Source organism: Kosakonia quasisacchari (genome assembly GCF_004331415.1).
GTDB classification, from domain to species: Bacteria; Pseudomonadota; Gammaproteobacteria; order Enterobacterales; family Enterobacteriaceae; genus Kosakonia; species Kosakonia quasisacchari.
The window spans coordinates 17,197-35,200 of the sequence record NZ_SJOP01000002.1 but is presented as its reverse complement, the minus strand read 5'-3'; the positions used below and the strand labels follow the sequence as shown (position 1 = coordinate 35,200).

15 protein-coding genes are annotated in these 18,004 nt (G+C 54.8%); 4 read left to right on the top strand and 11 right to left on the bottom strand.

Annotated elements, in window-relative coordinates:
* Positions 1–99: 99 nt before the first annotated feature.
* Positions 100–3,987, bottom strand: a complete 3,888-nt coding sequence (gene purL / locus E0L21_RS02335; protein ID WP_131406439.1) for a phosphoribosylformylglycinamidine synthase — start codon at positions 3,985–3,987, stop codon at positions 100–102.
* A 272-nt stretch (positions 3,988–4,259) separates the two neighbouring features.
* Here purL and mltF point away from each other — a divergent pair, with 272 nt between their 5' ends.
* The gene (mltF, locus tag E0L21_RS02325) at positions 4,260–5,819 is read left to right on the top strand and encodes a membrane-bound lytic murein transglycosylase MltF (protein ID WP_131406933.1); all 1,560 of its coding nucleotides are present in this window, start codon (positions 4,260–4,262) and stop codon (positions 5,817–5,819) included.
* Here the strand turns inward: mltF and tadA are convergent.
* Both tadA and yfhb read right to left on the bottom strand, forming a co-directional pair.
* Positions 5,816–6,337, bottom strand: coding sequence for a tRNA adenosine(34) deaminase TadA (tadA, locus tag E0L21_RS02320; RefSeq protein ID WP_131406438.1), 522 nt, complete (start codon positions 6,335–6,337; stop codon positions 5,816–5,818). The genes mltF and tadA overlap by 4 nt on opposite strands.
* A 60-nt stretch (positions 6,338–6,397) precedes the next feature.
* Complete coding sequence (gene yfhb, locus E0L21_RS02315) at positions 6,398–7,033, bottom strand: phosphatidylglycerophosphatase C (RefSeq protein ID WP_131406437.1); 636 nt, start codon at positions 7,031–7,033, stop codon at positions 6,398–6,400.
* Positions 7,034–7,226: 193 nt separating this feature from the next.
* Between yfhb and E0L21_RS02310 the strand changes: the two genes are divergently transcribed.
* Together E0L21_RS02310 and E0L21_RS02305 are read left to right on the top strand one after the other, a co-directional pair.
* A complete protein-coding gene (locus E0L21_RS02310; protein WP_131406436.1) occupies positions 7,227–8,471 on the top strand; it encodes an MFS transporter in 1,245 nt (414 codons plus the stop codon).
* Between the two features lie 130 nt (positions 8,472–8,601).
* A complete protein-coding gene (locus tag E0L21_RS02305) occupies positions 8,602–9,450 on the top strand; it encodes a MurR/RpiR family transcriptional regulator (RefSeq protein ID WP_131406435.1) in 849 nt (282 codons plus the stop codon).
* A 35-nt stretch (positions 9,451–9,485) separates the two neighbouring features.
* On the opposite strand, the gene E0L21_RS02300 is transcribed toward E0L21_RS02305, so the two are convergent.
* Positions 9,486–10,772 carry an SGNH/GDSL hydrolase family protein gene (locus E0L21_RS02300; RefSeq protein WP_235855190.1) on the bottom strand — a complete coding sequence of 429 codons (1,287 nt, stop codon included), beginning with the start codon at positions 10,770–10,772 and terminating at the stop codon, positions 9,486–9,488.
* Positions 10,773–11,132: 360 nt separating this feature from the next.
* Here E0L21_RS02300 and E0L21_RS02295 point away from each other — a divergent pair, with 360 nt between their 5' ends.
* Complete coding sequence (locus tag E0L21_RS02295) at positions 11,133–11,393, top strand: YfhL family 4Fe-4S dicluster ferredoxin (protein WP_131406433.1); 261 nt, start codon at positions 11,133–11,135, stop codon at positions 11,391–11,393.
* Here E0L21_RS02295 and acpS read toward each other — a convergent pair.
* From acpS to lepA, 7 genes are all read right to left on the bottom strand, one after another.
* Positions 11,390–11,770 (bottom strand): holo-ACP synthase, encoded by a 381-nt coding sequence (gene acpS, locus E0L21_RS02290; RefSeq protein ID WP_017459034.1) that lies wholly within the window; start codon positions 11,768–11,770, stop codon positions 11,390–11,392. The genes E0L21_RS02295 and acpS overlap by 4 nt on opposite strands.
* On the bottom strand, positions 11,770–12,501 hold the full coding sequence (gene pdxJ / locus E0L21_RS02285; RefSeq protein WP_131406432.1) for a pyridoxine 5'-phosphate synthase: 732 nt from the start codon (positions 12,499–12,501) through the stop codon (positions 11,770–11,772). Before pdxJ ends, acpS begins: the two co-directional genes overlap by 1 nt.
* A 66-nt stretch (positions 12,502–12,567) precedes the next feature.
* Positions 12,568–13,275 (bottom strand): DNA repair protein RecO, encoded by a 708-nt coding sequence (gene recO, locus E0L21_RS02280; RefSeq protein ID WP_131406431.1) that lies wholly within the window; start codon positions 13,273–13,275, stop codon positions 12,568–12,570.
* 133 nt (positions 13,276–13,408) lie between these two features.
* Positions 13,409–14,320, bottom strand: a complete 912-nt coding sequence (gene era, locus E0L21_RS02275) for a GTPase Era (protein WP_131406430.1) — start codon at positions 14,318–14,320, stop codon at positions 13,409–13,411.
* On the bottom strand, positions 14,317–14,997 hold the full coding sequence (rnc, locus tag E0L21_RS02270; protein ID WP_131406429.1) for a ribonuclease III: 681 nt from the start codon (positions 14,995–14,997) through the stop codon (positions 14,317–14,319). The genes era and rnc overlap by 4 nt, the downstream gene beginning before the upstream one ends.
* Before the next feature lie 210 nt (positions 14,998–15,207).
* The gene (gene lepB / locus E0L21_RS02265) at positions 15,208–16,182 is read right to left on the bottom strand and encodes a signal peptidase I (RefSeq protein ID WP_131406428.1); all 975 of its coding nucleotides are present in this window, start codon (positions 16,180–16,182) and stop codon (positions 15,208–15,210) included.
* Positions 16,183–16,197: 15 nt separating this feature from the next.
* Positions 16,198–17,997, bottom strand: coding sequence for a translation elongation factor 4 (gene lepA / locus E0L21_RS02260; RefSeq protein ID WP_131406427.1), 1,800 nt, complete (start codon positions 17,995–17,997; stop codon positions 16,198–16,200).
* Positions 17,998–18,004 lie beyond the last annotated feature (7 nt).

The window sequence follows — 18,004 nt, the reverse complement described above, 5'->3', positions numbered from 1 at the left end:
TTAGAGACACTGTCCAATACCCAATGTCGGGAAATACAGACACTTTTGCACAGGCGAAAAAAGCCCTCTTAAGAAGAGGGCTTACAGATTATTGCGAAATTAACCCAGTTGCTTACGCGCGTTGCGGAAGATACGCATCCACGGACTGTCTTCGCCCCAGTTTTCCGGGTGCCAGGAGTTGGAAACGGTACGGAACACGCGCTCCGGGTGCGGCATCATGATGGTTACGCGCCCGCTTTCGCTGGTCACTGCCGTAATGCCGTTCGGTGAGCCGTTCGGGTTCGCCGGGTAGGTTTCCGTCACGGCCCCGGTGTTATCCACGTAGCGCAGCGCCACCAGCCCTTTGCTTTCCAGCTGTGCCAGATGCGCACCATCACGCACTTCCACGCGACCTTCACCGTGAGAAACGGCGATCGGCATCTGCGAGCCAACCATACCGTTCAGCAACAGCGACGGGCTTTGCGTCACTTCCACCAGGCTAAAGCGCGCTTCAAAGCGGTCAGAGTGGTTACGCACAAAGCGCGGCCACAGCTCGCTGCCCGGGATCAGTTCACGCAGGTTAGACATCATCTGGCAACCATTACACACGCCCAGCGCCAGTGTTTGCGGACGGTGGAAGAAGGTTTCGAACTCATCACGCACGCGCTCGTTGAACAGAATAGATTTCGCCCAGCCCTCACCCGCGCCGAGCACATCGCCATACGAGAAGCCACCGCAGGCTACCAGCGCCTGGAAGTGCTCAAGGCCAGTGCGCCCTGCCAGCAGATCGCTCATATGCACGTCAATGGCATCAAAACCGGCGCGATGGAACGCCGCCGCCATTTCAACGTGGGAGTTAACGCCTTGTTCACGCAGCACAGCCACTTTCGGGCGCGCGCCGGTAGCAATAAACGGTGCGGCGATATCTTCATTAATATCAAAAGAGAGCTTCACGTTGAGGCCCGGATCGTTGTCATTGGCTTTCGCCTGATGCTCCTGATCCGCACACTCCGGGTTATCACGCAGGCGCTGCATCTGCCAGGTGGTTTCCGCCCACCACATGCGCAACTGAGTGCGGCTTTCGCTGAACACCGCCTGACCATCGGCTTCAATGACAAAGCGATCGCCAGCGACGGCATGACCGAGATAGTGAACGCTATCGCCCAGGCCGTAAGCCGCCAGCACGCTTTCTACCGCTTCACGATCGGCTGCACGCACCTGAATCACCGCGCCCAGCTCTTCATTAAACAGCGCTGCGAGGCGATCCTGGCCGAGAGACGCGATGTCAACGTTGATGCCACAGTGGCCGGTAAAGGCCATCTCTGCCAGCGTAACCAGCAGGCCGCCATCGGAGCGATCGTGGTAGGCCAGCAGTTTGCAGTCCGCTACCAGCGCCTGGATGGCGTCAAAGAAACCTTTCAGTTGCTCGACGTTACGCACATCGGCCGGTTTGTCGCCAAGCTGGCGGTAAACCTGCGCCAGCGCGGTGGCGCCCAGTGCGTTACGGCCATTACCCAGGTCAATCAGCAGCAGCGCATTATCTTCCGTGGAAAGCTGTGGAGTAACCGTGCCGCGAACATCTTCAACGCGGGCAAACGCGGTGATCACCAGCGACAGCGGAGAGGTCATTTCGCGCTCCTCGCTGCCTTCCTGCCAGCGGGTTTTCATCGACATAGAGTCTTTGCCCACAGGAATAGTTAAACCGAGCGCCGGACAAAGCTCTTCACCCACCGCTTTCACTGCGGCATACAGGCCGGCGTCTTCGCCAGGGTGCCCGGCTGCGGCCATCCAGTTTGCCGACAGCTTAATGCGTTTGATATCGCCAATCTGCGTCGCGGCGATGTTAGTGAGCGCTTCCCCCACCGCCAGGCGGGCAGAAGCGGCGAAATCGAGCAGCGCAACCGGCGCACGTTCGCCCAGCGCCATCGCTTCACCGTAGTAGCTATCGAGACTGGCGGTGGTTACCGCGCAGTTCGCCACCGGGATCTGCCACGGGCCAACCATCTGATCGCGCGCGACCATGCCGGTCACCGTGCGGTCGCCGATGGTCACAAGGAAGGTTTTTTCTGCCACGGTTGGCAGGTGCAGCACGCGGTTAACCGCATCGGCAATAGAAATGCCCTGCACATTCAGCGCCTCGCCAGTTGCCTGACGAGACGCGACATCGCGGGTCATCTTCGGCGTTTTACCCAGCAGCACATCCAGCGGCATGTCGATCGGCTGATCGTTAAAGTGATTATCGTTGAGCGTCAGGTGCTGCGCTTGCGTCGCTTCACCAATCACCGCGTACGGCGCGCGTTCGCGGCGGCACAATTCGTCAAACAGCGCCAGTTGATCGGCGGCAACCGCCAGCACGTAGCGCTCCTGTGATTCATTACACCAGATTTCCAGCGGGCTCATTCCCGGCTCATCGCTCAGAATATCGCGCAGCTCAAAACGACCACCGCGCCCGCCGTCGCTCACCAGCTCCGGCATGGCGTTAGAAAGACCACCCGCGCCAACGTCGTGAATAAAGAGGATTGGGTTGGCATCGCCCAGCTGCCAGCAGCGGTCGATAACTTCCTGGCAACGACGCTCCATCTCCGGATTGTCGCGCTGTACGGAGGCAAAATCGAGATCGGCGTCGGACTGACCAGATGCCATCGACGACGCCGCGCCGCCGCCCAGACCGATATTCATCGCCGGGCCACCCAGCACGATCAGTTCCGCGCCAACGGTGATTTCACCTTTCTGTACGTGATCGGCGCGGATGTTGCCGATGCCGCCCGCCAGCATGATCGGTTTGTGGTAGCCGCGCAGCTCTTCGCCGTTGTGGCTGTTCACTTTCTCTTCATAAGTACGGAAGTAGCCGTTCAGTGCAGGACGGCCAAATTCATTGTTGAATGCCGCGCCGCCCAGTGGGCCATCAGTCATGATATCCAGCGCGGTGACGATACGATCCGGTTTGCCGAAATCCTCTTCCCACGGCTGTTCAAAGCCAGGAATGCGCAGGTTAGAAACGGAAAAACCCACCAGCCCCGCTTTGGGTTTTGCACCACGGCCGGTTGCACCTTCGTCGCGGATTTCGCCGCCGGAACCTGTCGCCGCACCCGGCCACGGCGAAATCGCCGTCGGGTGGTTGTGGGTTTCCACTTTCATCAGAATATGCGCCGGTTCCTGATGATAGTCGTAACGCCCTTCCCCGCGATCGGCGAAGAAGCGGCCCACGTCGGAACCTTCCATCACCGCGGCGTTATCTTTATAGGCCGACAGCACGAAATCCGGCGTTTGCTCGAAGGTGTTTTTGATCATTTTGAACAACGACTTCGGCTGCTGCTGGCCATCAATCACCCAGTCGGCGTTGAAAATTTTGTGGCGGCAGTGCTCAGAGTTCGCCTGCGCGAACATATAAAGCTCGATGTCGTTCGGATTGCGTCCCAGGCGGGTAAACGCCTCTTGCAGGTAGTCGATTTCGTCTTCCGCCAGCGCAAGCCCCAGACGCAGGTTGGCCTCAATCAGCGCCTGGCGGCCTTCACCGAGCAGGTCCACGCTCTGTACCGGTGCAGGCTGATGGTGTTCAAACAGGCGTTCGGCGTCTGCTTGCGTGGTAAATACGCTCTCCATCATGCGGTCATGCAGCTCTGCGGCAACGTCGCTCCACTGGGCGTCAGTCAGCCCGGTTGCGTCAACGTAATAGGCGACGCCGCGTTCAAGGCGATTAATTTTATTGAGGCCGCAGTTGTGAGCGATATCGGTGGCTTTAGAAGACCAGGGAGAGATGGTGCCGGGACGAGGAGTGACGAGCAGTAATTTTCCGGTCGGGGTATGGCTGCTAAGGCTCGGGCCGTATTTCAGCAAGCGCTGGAGCCGTGCGTATTCATCTTCTGTCAGCCCATCATTGAGATCGGCGAAGTGAGCGTATTCGGCGTAAATGTTGCTTACCGGGAGGTTGGCAGCCTGAAAACGTGCCAGCAGTTTGTTGATACGGAAAGCGGACAATGCAGGCGAACCACGCAGAATTTCCATCATAAGTCTCTCGTCTTCGATTACGAAGCGTCGGGGACGCTTTAAGTGTGCACCAGGGGAAAACGGGCGTCATTATAGAGAATCCTGCGCGCCGACGAAACCGTTTGCGTCGAAATAAAATCGCCGCCAATTTTTAACAATAGCTGTCGCCGAATGCTCTAATTAGTTGCCAACTGGCGTTTTGTTGCGCAGAATGCCGCTCAATCACCGACAAACCTTACTGTTATCATCACGAGAACCTTCTGAGGCAAAGCACGGCGCAGAGAATTAACTCCTTGAAAAAATTTAAGATTAATTATCTGCTCATCGGCATTGTCACCCTGCTGCTGGCAGCGGCCCTGTGGCCTTCTATCCCCTGGTTCGGCAAAGCCGATAATCGCATCGCGGCGATCAAAGCTCGTGGGGAGCTGCGCGTCAGTACGGTAGCCACACCGCTGACTTACAACACTGTTGATGGCAAAACGTATGGGCTGGATTACGATCTCGCGCAGCATTTTGCCGATTACCTTGGCGTCAAACTGAAAGTCACAGTACGGCAGAATATCAGCCAATTGTTTGACGACCTGGATAATGACGACGCCGATATGCTCGCCGCTGGGTTGGTCTACAACAGCGAACGGGTGAAAAACTACCAAACCGGGCCGGTTTACTACTCCGTTTCTCAGCAACTGGTGTACCGCGTGGGCAGCTACCGCCCACGGACGCTGGAGTCCGTTAATGCCAGCCAGTTAACCGTTGCCTCCGGCCATGTTGTGCTGGACGATCTGCGCGAAATAAAAGAGAAGAAGTACCCGGAGTTAAGCTGGACGGTGGATGAAAAACTCGGCACGACCGCACTACTGCAACAAGTCGTCGACGGGAAACTGAGCTACACCATCGCCGATTCGGTCGCGATTAGCCTGTACCAGCGCGTCCATCCCGAACTGGCAGTGGCGCTGGATATCACCGATGAGCAGCCCGTCACCTGGTTTAGCAAGCGCGATGACGATAATACGCTGTCGGCCGCGATGCTCGATTTTTTCAATAATATGAATGAAGACGGCACACTTGCGCGATTAGAGGAGAAATACCTCGGCCACGGCGAAGGTTTTGACTATGTCGACACGCGCACCTTTTTACGTGCCGTTGATAGCATCCTGCCGGATCTGCAACCGCTGTTTGAAAAGTACGCCCAGGCGATCGACTGGCGACTGCTCGCAGCCATCTCTTATCAGGAGTCGCACTGGGATTCCCAGGCCACATCCCCCACCGGCGTTCGTGGTTTGATGATGCTGACTCGCAATACGGCGCAGAGTCTGGGTTTAAGCGATCGTACTGACGCGGAGCAAAGCATTAGCGGCGGCGCACGTTATCTGGTGGATATGATGAGCAAAGTGCCGGACTCCGTTCCGCAGGATGAAAAAATCTGGTTCGCGCTGGCGGCTTATAATATGGGCTACGCACATATGCTGGATGCCCGCGCATTGACGGCGAAGACGAAAGGCAATCCGGACAGTTGGGCAGACGTGAAACAGCGCCTGCCGCTATTAAGCCAGAAACAATACTACAGCAAGCTGACGTACGGTTACGCTCGCGGGCATGAAGCCTATGCCTATGTAGAAAATATTCGTAAGTATGAAATTAGCCTGGTTGGCTATTTGCTGGAAAAAGAGAAGGAAGCCGTAAAAGCGCTGAAGCTGGCGCAGAGTTACCCGGCGGTATCAACGGATGAATTGAATCGCCCGGCTTACGGCGTGCTGCCCTTTAGTGCGTTAACCGCTAATGACGCCTTCCCGCGAAACCCGCTGCTGGTGCCGGACGCACTGGTGCAAAACCCACGCAAAGTTAACCGCTAGCGGTTGTTCTGGAGAGCTGAGGGATCGCCAGCCGGTTTTTTCAGGGCTTTCTTCTCCAGCCGACGCTGGCGGAAAAAGTCGCTCAGCATCGCAGCGCATTCGTCGCGTAATACGCCTTCGGTTATCTCCACCCGATGGTTCATGCCCGGATGGTGCAACACATCCATCAGCGATCCCGCCGCGCCGGTTTTCGCATCCCGAGCACCAAAGACCAATTGACCAATACGGCTGTGCACCATGGCGCCCGCGCACATAACGCATGGCTCCAGCGTGACATATAAAGTGGTATCAATAAGACGGTAGTTTTGCAGCACCAGCCCACCCTGGCGCAACGCCATAATTTCCGCATGCGCGGTTGGATCGTGACGGCCAATCGGCCGGTTCCAGCCTTCGCCGATCACCTGACCGTTATGCACCAGCACCGCGCCAACCGGCACTTCGCCCTCTTCCCAGGCGCGTTTCGCCAGGGTGAGCGCATGACGCATCCAAACGTCGTGATTCAGTTCAGGAATGGACAAAGCGAGTTACTCCAGTAATTCAGGCGGAGCGCATTATACACAGCCGTTATCGGTTCGACACTACTCCAGCTGTTGCAAGTCGCCACGCGGCGTCACGCGCCAGCGGTGCTGGCAAAAATAGAGTAGCGGGTTATCTTGCTTGCTGTCGCTGTAACCGCTGTACAAGCGCAACGGAGTACCGATTTTACGTTCAAGCTGAGCGACTTTTTCATGACCGAGGCAGCGCATAGTCAACACCCAGCCACCGTAGCGGCGGCTGATTTGGCTGGCTATCAGGTTAACGCGCGGTAGCCACGGGGTATCACAATAGACCTGCTCCACCAGCGGCTGCGGCGAACCGGTAATCAGCCAGATATCTGCATCGGACGCCGCCAGATAGTTGGTTAACCGCGTTTGCACGACCGGAAAGGCGATAACATGCTCACGAAACCAGCTGACAAATTTCTGCTGTAACGCATTCAGGTGACGCTCACTATGGCCAAACGTGCAGCCCCACAGCAGCAAACTCATCGGCCAGCGCGCAGCACGCCCCTTGAGTAGTAATCCGCCCGCAATCACTGGCAACAAAGGCAGCACCAGCAACGCATTTAACGGCCGATGGCGCAAAATGTAACGTAGAAACGTGCCAAACATATCCTGCTGATGCAGGGTTCCATCAAGATCAAAAAAGACAACGCGGCGCTCGCTGTTAGACAAATGGGAGTCCTCTGTTGGTTAACCTTCGATCGCCGGGGCTCTCCGTGTGGCGATCGCTCTTCCAATAGCCTAACAGATAGCCCCTCACTTTTCCGGTAACAATCGGTCACCGATACCTGCAATAATAAGCGGCTATGCTGGTCAGAGAGGGATGCCCTACACTGGCCCGAACCTTTAATTAACCGCGATCCTAATGACGACACAACATACGCGCGCCTTTCATTTTGCCCCGTTTCGCCATCTGTTTTTTGCCCGTCTGCTGACGGTGCTCGGTAACGGCATCGCCCCCATTGCGTTGGCTTTTGCGGTGCTGGACATTGGCGGCACCGCCACCGAGCTCGGCATTGTGGTGGCTGCACGTTCACTGTTTAACGTGGCATTTTTGCTGGTCGGCGGTGTGCTGGCCGATCGCTATTCACGCAGCCGGGTGCTGGTACTGTCATCGCTGGTCGCCGCCTGTTCTCAAGGTGCTGTCGCCTGGCTGGTACTGGACGGTTCGGCGACGGTAATGCTACTGGCGATACTCGGAACCATTAACGGCGCAGCAGCGGGGATCGCGCTACCCGCTTCGTCCGCGCTGGTGCCGCAAACGGTGCCAGCGCATAACCTGCGCGAAGCCAACGCGTTTATCCAGCTCGGTATTTATAGCGGAACGGTCGTCGGCGCGTCGCTCGGAGGGATCCTCACCAGCGCCGTCGGGCCGGGCTGGGGCCTGGCGATTGATGCGCTGGGCTTTGCCGCCTCGGCTCCGCTTTATCTGGCCATTCGCATGGGCGCCATTCAGGAGACAGCGGCGCAAAGCAATATCCTGCAAGATCTGCGCGATGGCTGGAAAGAGTTCATCAGCCGCACCTGGGTGTGGGCCATTGTCGTGCAATTCACCATTATTAATGCCGCGTTCAGCGGTATGGTGATGGTGCTCGGTCCGATCATTGCCGATGCCTCGTTTGGCCGTACGCGTTGGGGAATGATTGTCGCCGCGCAGAGCGTTGGCTTGATTGTCGGTTCCTTCCTCGCGCTGCGCTGGCGTCCGCGACGCGACCTGTTTATCGGCGTAATGCTGGTTGCCGTATGTGCAGTGCCGATCTATCTCCTGAGCCAGCATGTTTCTACTGTGTGGTTGCTGGGCGCGTTTTTTCTTGCGGGCGTCAGTTTCGGCCTGTTCGGCGTAGCGTGGGCGCAGTCATTACAAACACACATTCCGCCAGAGCGGCTGGCTCGCGTTTATGCCTACGATGCAATGGGGTCATTTATCGCCATTCCGGTCGGCGAGCTGGCTGCCGGACCGCTGGCTATGCACTTTGGCAGCAGCAACGTGCTGATCGCCTCGGCAATCGCGGTGGTCATTGCTTGCGCAGGTGCCAGTGTTATTCCGGCGATTCGCCTGCTGGATAATTCGTCGAAGGTTAAACAACGTGGTCTTAGCGGATCCTCTTGATCGCTGTCAAAACCCATTCAGGGATATTTTGTACTAAAAGAATTTTTAATTCATAATCTCAATCTATTACTGGAATATTAAATTCATTCATCGGCAAAATATCGCGGATGGGTTTGCTCCCGGAGATCCTATGAATTGTCTAATTCGCATTCGCCAGCGCTACCCAAGCCTTGCTCAGAGCGATAAAAAACTGGCGGAATTTCTGCTGGAAAACCCCGATCGTGCGCGCCATTTGAGTTCGCAACAACTGGCCGCCGAAGCAGGTGTTAGCCAGTCCAGCGTAGTGAAATTTGCCCAGAAGATGGACTTCAAAGGCTTTCCTGCAATGAAACTGGCGATCAGCGAAGCGCTGGCCAGCAATAGCAACCCGTGGTCTGTGCCGGTGCATAACCAGATCCGTGGCGATGATCCGTTGCGGGTGGTGGGCGAAAAGCTGATTAAAGAGTACCAGAGCGCCATGCATGCCTCGCTGGATGTTAACAGCGAAGAGAAACTGCTGGAGAGCGTGCGACTGTTGCGCGAAGCACGGCGTATTATCCTGACGGGTATCGGCGCTTCCGGGCTGGTCGCGCGAAATTTTGGCTGGAAGCTGATGAAAATCGGCGTTAACGCCGTGGTTGAACAGGATATGCACGCGCTGCTGGCAACCGTGCAGGCGATGGAGCCGGGCGATTTGTTGCTGCCGGTCTCTTACAGTGGCGAACGCCGTGAAATCAACATGGCGGCCGATGAGACACTGCGCGTTGGTGGCAAGATCCTCGCTATAACCGGCTTCACGCCGAACGCACTACAGCAGCGCGCCACGCACTGCCTGTACACCATCGCGGAAGAGCAAGCGACACGCAGCGCGGCGATTTCGTCCACCAGCGCGCAAATGATGCTCACGGATTTGCTGTTTATGGCGCTGGTGCAACAGGATCTTGAGCATGCGCCGGAGCGCATTCGCCATAGCGAAGAACTGGTGAAAAAACTGGTGTAGCCTCCCCGTCCTGGCGGACGAGGAGTCTTACCGCGTTACTTACCGCCGTTGGTCAGATGTTGCCCAATCTCCTCTCGTATCATTTCCGCGAGCAGAGCATGAGTTTTGGTGGTCGGGTGCATATTGTCCCAGAAAACAAACGCCCCATTCGCCGCTTTACATGCCTGCTTCACCGCAACACCTGTGGCATAAGAGGTGCCCGAAGCGGAGATATCCAGGCAAGTTTCGGTGGTATTAACAAAGCCATGTTTACCGCTTTCATGGAGCAAATCATTAAATGCAACATCCAGTTGGACGGTGAAAAAATTCGCCTTCGGATACGCGGAGCGTAATTCGCCGAGCAAGCGGTTTAACTGCTGGTTAAAATTCTCTGACTTGTTTTTTAGCGCCTCTTTTTCCGCCGATGTCCACGCAGCGACATTCGGAATGACAGAAAAATCAGGGAGCCTGAAAATCGCAATATGCTGCGCTCCCAGTGCCGCCAGACGCGCCAGCTGTACGCGATACGTAGCGATGATATCGTCCGGCGTTTTTCCGCCAGTAATAAAATCATTACCCCCGAACAGCACGGTAAACAGGGTCTGCGCGATGTCATAGTTCTCTGTTTTACCCAGATAAGCGCTGAAAGAATCCAGTTGCTTGTCAAAACCGTTAAATAAAGGTTTCTCGCCGCTTTCCGCGTTGGCTGTCGCCCAAACGTAGCCCGGTAAATTAAGCGAACCGGCTAGATACTCGTGCCAGACTTTACCATTAGAAAAATGGCCAAGAAACCATGATGCATGATTTGGAACCGTGCCATATGAACCGTTATAGACATTAATCGTATCGCTAAGGCTGTCGCCAAATATGACCATACGATCAATTTTATTATTACCGAACGTTATCGCCGGTTGTGCCTGCCCCTGATGCCAAATCATATAATACCAGGAAAGTGTGTAATCGGATGCATAAGGGATAATGGTCTCGGCATTAATATTGCTGGCTTTCAACGTACTCCGACACATATTTACCAGGCTTACGTAAGATGATTTGGTATAAAACATATTTGCCAGCGGCGTGGCGCTATACCAATACCCACGCAGCTTAAGATAATTGCTCCCGTCGCGCGCCCAGGCCCACGATGAGGCAGGGTTGCTTTGTTCCTGATTATCGATCTTATAGACACATTTGATATAGGTTGAAGTTTCTTCGTTTGTCCGTAAAGCGCGCTGGTTTGGGGAGGATTCATACGCAGGCGGTACAGGCGAGGTATAGATATACTCATTCGCAGCACTCGCCAGTCCGCTCGTTATACTGGCAATAAATGCAATATATAATGACATTCTTTTCATCATAGTCCCTTATTAATTATCCTTGGTCAGTCGCGCTAAGATATATACAATATTTATATATCAGAGACGGGTAATCATTCTTAATGAATAAAAACACACCGTATTCTATTTTGTCCGGGTGGTATTTATATTTTCAGCGGAGAAATATTATTCGGTCAATGGCGTTTTTCTTATGTTTGATTAAGAAGATTCGCCAAAATGTCACAGGACGGAGTAGAAACGTTGTCCCGCACCAATTTTGTGCGTAAAAGCATCATCGTGATTGGGGCTATCTGGTTTCTGTGGTAAAGTGCGCCGGTTAACATCCAGTAGTTTCCAGATAGCATCCAGATTTGACGGTAATTCTTTGAAATGGCTTTACTAATTACAAAACGCTGCACCAATTGCGACATGTGCGAACCGGAATGTCCGAACGAAGCCATTTCGATGGGCGACAGCATTTATGAGATCAACAGCGATCGGTGTACCGAATGCATCGGCCACTACGAAACCCCTACATGCCAGAAAGTATGTCCGATACCCAATACGATCCTCAAAGATCCGGCGCATGTGGAAACAGAAGAACAACTGTGGGACAAGTTTGTCCTGATGCACCACGCAGATAAAATTTAGCTCTCGATAATCACTGTCGCGCAGGCGTAATGGCGTTCATCCGCCAGCGTCACGTGCATTGCACGCACGCCCATCTGTTCCGCCATCCGCAATGCTTCGTCCCAAAGACGCAGGCTCGGCTTGCCTAGCGCGTCGTTAAACACTTCAAACTGATTAAACGCCAGCCCATTACGGATACCCGTGCCTAAGGCTTTTGCCGCTGCCTCTTTGACCGCAAAGCGTTTCGCCAGGAAGCGAACCGGCTGCTGATGCGCCTGATACAGCGCCCACTCGTTGTCGCTCAGCACCCGTTTAGCCAGGCGATCGCCACTACGGGCGACCACCGCTTCGATGCGGGCTATCTCGACGATATCCGTACCTAATCCCAGAATCGCCATTACGCGCGCGCTTCCAGCATCAGGCGTTTCATCTCTGCTACCGCCTCTTTCAGGCCGCTCATCACCGCACGACCAATAATGGCGTGGCCGATGTTCAGCTCGTGCATTTCAGGCAGCGCGGCAATGGCTTTGACGTTGTGATAAGTCAGTCCGTGCCCGGCGTTGACTTTCAGGCCGAGGCTTGCCGCGTAGGTCGCCGCTTTTGCAATGCGCTCCAGCTCTTTTGCCTGATCGGCATCGTTTTTCGCATCCGCGTAGCAACCGGTATGAATTTCAATGTACGGTGCGCCAACATCCGCCGCCGCTTTAATCTGCTCGGCATCGGCATCGATAAACAGCGACACCAGGATGCCCGCCTGCGCCAGACGCTGGCAGGCATCGCGCATTTTTTCGCGCTGACCAGCCACATCCAGCCCACCTTCGGTGGTGACTTCCTGGCGTTTTTCCGGCACCAGGCAGCAAAAATGCGGTTTGGTTTCGCAGGCAATCGCCAGCATCTCTTCGGTCACCGCCATTTCAAGATTCATTCGCGTGTGCAAAGTCTGGCGCAAAATGCGTACATCGCGATCAGTGATATGACGACGATCTTCACGCAAATGGACAGTGATGCCATCAGCACCTGCTTGCTCGGCGATAAAAGCGGCCTGCACCGGATCCGGATAGGCCGTTCCGCGCGCGTTACGCAGTGTGGCGATGTGATCGATGTTGACGCCCAACAGTAATTCAGCCATGACAATCCTCAATGTTCTCAAAGGTACTGGCGCGCTCTTCGCCGCGTCAGCCCGGTTGTTATTTTGCTATCTTTTTGGCACGAACTGCCGGAACAGCTCCCGGCTTTTCAGCGGCTTGCCTCCAAGATACGGCTTTAACGCGATACGGGTAAAGCGCTTTGCGGCGCGCAGCGAGTCGGCATCCGGAAACTCCCGCTCCGCCAGCGCCCGTAAATGCCGCCCGGTAAAGGTGCTGTTATCGATCACGACGCTGGCAATAAAGCCCTTCTCTTCCCTATAACGATAAGTCATTACATCATCGACCGGCTCGCCGCTGCCCGCGCAATGGAGAAAATCAACGCCATACCCCAGATGCCCGAGCAGCGCCAGCTCAAAACGGCGCAGCACCGGTTCCGGCGTGCTGGTGACGCCCGCCAGGGCCTGGATACAGTGCAGATAATCAAAAAACAGTTCAGAAAAGCGCGTCTCATGTTCAAGCACGCGGGAGATAAGTTCGTTAACGTAGAGGCCGCTGTAGAGCGTGATGCCGCTGAGCGGCAGTGCCAGTGATACCGCTTCCGCGCTGCGCAGCGTTTTGACTTCGCCACGCCCGCCAAAGCGCACCAGCAGAGGAGTGAAAGGTTGTAATGCGCCCTTCAGATTAGAACGTTTGGAACGTGCGCCTTTGGCAACAAGGCGCACACGACCAGACTCTTCCGTGAAGACGTCCAGCATCAGGCTGGTTTCACTCCACGGGCGACTATGCAGAACAAAAGCGCGCTGCCAGCCTTCCATATTATTCTCGTCGTCTTTCAAGCCGCAGGTGCGTTGGCTTCATCCGCTCGTCCAGGGCGCTCATTCGAGTAAGCGCCTTAACATTCACGGCTTTGCCGTCTGCCTGCAGCCCAAGAGCCATAGAGAGCGGCTCTTAGAGGTCGTCTACGTAACCGAGACTACGCAGGGCGCGTTCGTCATCGGCCCAGCCGGATTTCACTTTCACCCACAATTCCAGGTGAACTTTGGCTTCGAACATCTCTTCCATATCTTTGCGAGCTTCAATGCCGATGGTTTTGATTTTGGAACCTTTGTTGCCAATCACCATCTTCTTCTGCCCTTCGCGCTCAACAAGGATCAACCCGTGGATGTCGTAACCACCGCGTTCGTTGGTAACAAACTGTTCGATCTCCACGGTGACCGAGTATGGCAGTTCCGCCCCGAGGAAACGCATCAGTTTCTCACGGATAATTTCCGAAGCCATAAAACGCTGTGAGCGGTCAGTCACATAGTCTTCCGGGAAGTGATGAACCGCTTCCGGCAGATGCTTGCGCACAATGCTGGCAATGGTGTCAACGTTGGTACCGGTTTCTGCAGAAAGCGGCACGATATCAAGGAAATTCATCTGGCTTGCCAGGAACTGCAGGTGCGGCAGCAGATCGGCTTTCTCCTGCACATTGTCCACTTTATTGACTGCGAGGATCACCGGTGCTTTCCCGTCGCGCAGCTTATTTAGCACCATCTCGTCGTCCGGCGTCCAGCGAGTGCCTTCCACGACGAAAATGATCAACTCAACGTCACCAATGGAGCTGCTGGCAGCTTTATTCATCAGACGGTTAATCGCCCGCTTCTCTTCCATATGCAGACCGGGGGTGTCGACGTAAACCGCCTGATATGCCCCTTCGGTATGGATACCAACAATGCGGTGTCGCGTGGTTTGCGCTTTACGGGAAGTGATCGAAATCTTCTGCCCGAGCAGTTTATTCAGCAGAGTGGATTTGCCAACGTTGGGACGCCCAACGATAGCGATAAATCCGCAGTAGCTCTTTTCAGTTTCAGTGCTCATTCCAGCTCCAGTTTTTTCAACGCCTGTTCGGCGGCAGCCTGCTCCGCCTTACGACGACTGGAACCCGTGCCCACCACCGGTTCACTCAGGCCACTGACCTGGCAGTGGATAGTAAATTCTTGATCGTGCGCTTCACCGCGTACCTGCACCACCAGGTAAGATGGCAGCGGCAGATGGCGGCCTTGCAAAAATTCCTGCAGGCGCGTTTTCGGATCTTTTTGTTTATCGCCAGGACTGATTTCATCAAGGCGTGTTTGATACCAGTTCAGAATTAATTGTTCGACGGTCTGAATATCGCTGTCAAGGAACACACCGCCAATTAACGCCTCAACGGTATCTGCCAGAATGGATTCACGGCGAAAACCGCCGCTTTTCAATTCGCCTGGCCCTAAGCGCAAACATTCACCCAGCTCGAATTCGCGGGCAATCTCCGCCAGCGTATTTCCACGCACCAGTGTCGCGCGCATGCGGCTCATATCACCTTCGTCCACACGCGGGAAACGATGATAGAGCGCGTTAGCAATCACATAACTTAAGATAGAGTCGCCGAGAAATTCGAGACGCTCGTTATGTTTGCTACTGGCGCTGCGGTGGGTTAATGCCTGCTGCAACAGATCCTGATGTTGAAAAGTGTAGCCCAGCTTCCGTTGAAGCCGATTAATTACGATGGGGTTCATGCGATACCAATAAATAAATGCGTCAACAATGCAGCACACGAAACCGACCTGAGAAAACCAACGCGGTTTCGTGTGCTGTGGCGCCCGGGGGAACCAGCCTTAAACTTCGGGGGAACATTCTATACGCAACGACCGGGGTTGTCGTTAGTCTGGTGGGAATAATATTGGAAATAATTCAGGGCGCAATCGAGATGATTGCGCCCTGGTTACTTAATGAATTCCGCCGATACGATTCAGGCGCACGCCTGTTGGCCATTCACCTTCTTGTTTTTCGAAACTCATCCAGATTGCCGTAGCGCGGCCAACCAGATTCGCTTCCGGCACAAAGCCCCAGTAGCGGCTGTCTGCGCTGTTATCGCGGTTGTCGCCCATCATAAAGTAATGACCCGGCGGCACAATCCAGGTAGCCAGCGGCTGGCTCTGCTGGCGATAGTAGATCCCCAGTTGATCCTGCGCGATAGGCACGGTCAGAATGCGGTGCGTCACCTCACCCAACGTCTCTTTACGTTCGGTTAACCGTACGCCATCCGGCAGGGACTGGCCTTTCGGTAACTGGAAGAAACCGCTGCTTGCCTCACCACCGGAGCGACGCCCGAAGGTCTGCACAAAATCGCTCTCTTCAACGTTGCTGTAAGTGATAGGCAAAGCGCTACCGCAAGCCTGACCGGAGCTGCAGTTCGGCTGCACGGTCACTTGTTTGGTCACCGGATCGTAGGTCACTTTATCGCCCGGTACGCCAACCACACGCTTGATGTAATCCAGACGCGGATCGTCCGGGTATTTAAATACCGCAATGTCACCACGTTTCGGATGCCCGGTTTCAATCAACGTTTTCTGGTAGATCGGATCTTTAATTCCGTAGGCGAACTTCTCCACCAGAATGAAATCCCCGATAAGCAGCGTTGGCATCATGGAACCAGATGGGATCTGGAATGGTTCGTAAATAAACGAACGCACCACCAGCACGATGGCCAACACTGGGAATACGGAAGCACCGGTCTCCAGCCAGCCAGGTTTCGGACCGATCTTCTTCAGCGTTTTTACATCGAGCGCATCGCCTGTCGAAACCTGCGCAGCGGCCTGACGTTCCCGGCGTTTTGGTGCAAAAATAAACTTATCCAGGCACCATAAAAAACCCGTCACCAGGGTAGCGATCACCAGGATCAGGGCAAACATGTTCGCCATGCCAACTCCTTACGATTATTTGCTATCTTTGCCCACATGCAGAATGGCAAGGAACGCTTCCTGCGGCAGTTCGACGTTGCCGACCTGCTTCATGCGTTTCTTACCTTCTTTCTGTTTCTGCAGCAGCTTTTTCTTACGGCTCACGTCACCGCCGTAGCATTTTGCCAGCACGTTTTTACGCAACTGTTTCACTGTCGAACGGGCAATAATATGGTTTCCGATTGCCGCCTGAATCGCGATATCAAACTGCTGGCGCGGGATCAGTTCTTTCATTTTCTCGACCAGCTCGCGACCACGGTACGGTGCGTTATCGTTGTGCGTGATCAGCGCCAGCGCATCCACACGCTCACCGTTGATCAGCACGTCCACACGCACCATATTGGAGGCCTGGAAACGTTTGAAGTTGTAATCAAGCGACGCATAACCGCGTGATGTTGACTTCAGACGATCAAAGAAATCCAGCACGACTTCCGCCATTGGGATCTCGTATGTCAGCGCAACCTGGTTACCGTGGTAAACCATGTTGGTCTGCACACCACGTTTCTCCACGCACAGCGTGATAACGTTGCCAAGGTACTCCTGCGGCAGCAGCATGTGACACTCAGCGATAGGTTCGCGCAGCTCATCAATGTTGTTCAGCGGCGGCAACTTAGACGGGCTATCGACGTAAATCACTTCTTTATTGGTGGTCTGCACTTCGTACACTACGGTCGGTGCGGTAGTGATCAGATCCAGATCGTATTCGCGCTCAAGACGCTCCTGGATGATCTCCATGTGCAGCAGGCCAAGGAAACCACAGCGGAAACCAAAGCCAAGCGCGGTGGAGCTTTCCGGTTCGTAGAACAACGAGGCGTCGTTAAGGCTCAACTTGCCGAGCGCATCGCGGAAGTTTTCGTAGTCGTCAGAGCTGACCGGGAACAGACCGGCGTAAACCTGCGGTTTCACCTTCTTAAAGCCAGGCAGTGCTTTATCCGCCGGGTTGCGTGCGGAGGTCAGGGTATCGCCCACTGGCGCGCCGAGAATGTCTTTAATTGCACAAACCAGCCAGCCTACTTCACCGCACTTGAGTTCGGTACGATCAACCTGTTTTGGCGTGAAAATCCCGAGACGGTCAGCGTTATAAACCTGCCCGGTACTGATCACCTTAATTTTGTCGCCTTTGCGCATGGTGCCATTTTTGATACGCACCAGAGAAACCACGCCAAGGTAGTTATCGAACCAGGAGTCGATAATCAGTGCCTGCAACGGCGCATCTGGATCGCCTTCCGGCGGCGGAATATCGCGCACCAGACGTTCCAGCACATCGGGCACGCCAACGCCGGTTTTCGCCGAGCAGCGCACAGCATCGGTGGCGTCGATGCCAACAATGTCTTCAATTTCTTCTGCAACGCGCTCGGGATCGGCGGCTGGCAGGTCGATTTTGTTCAGTACCGGTACGACTTCCAGATCCATCTCAATGGCGGTATAGCAGTTTGCAAGCGTCTGCGCTTCCACGCCCTGGCCCGCATCTACTACCAGCAGTGCACCTTCGCAGGCCGCGAGAGAACGGGAAACCTCGTAGGAGAAGTCAACGTGACCAGGGGTATCGATAAAGTTCAGCTGGTAGGTTTCGCCATTGTTGGCTTTGTAATCCAGCGTGACACTTTGCGCTTTAATGGTAATGCCGCGCTCACGTTCAAGATCCATGGAATCAAGAACCTGGGCTTCCATTTCGCGATCGGAAAGACCACCGCAAATCTGGATGATACGGTCAGACAGCGTCGACTTACCGTGGTCGATGTGAGCGATGATCGAAAAGTTACGAATATTCTTCATATAGTGA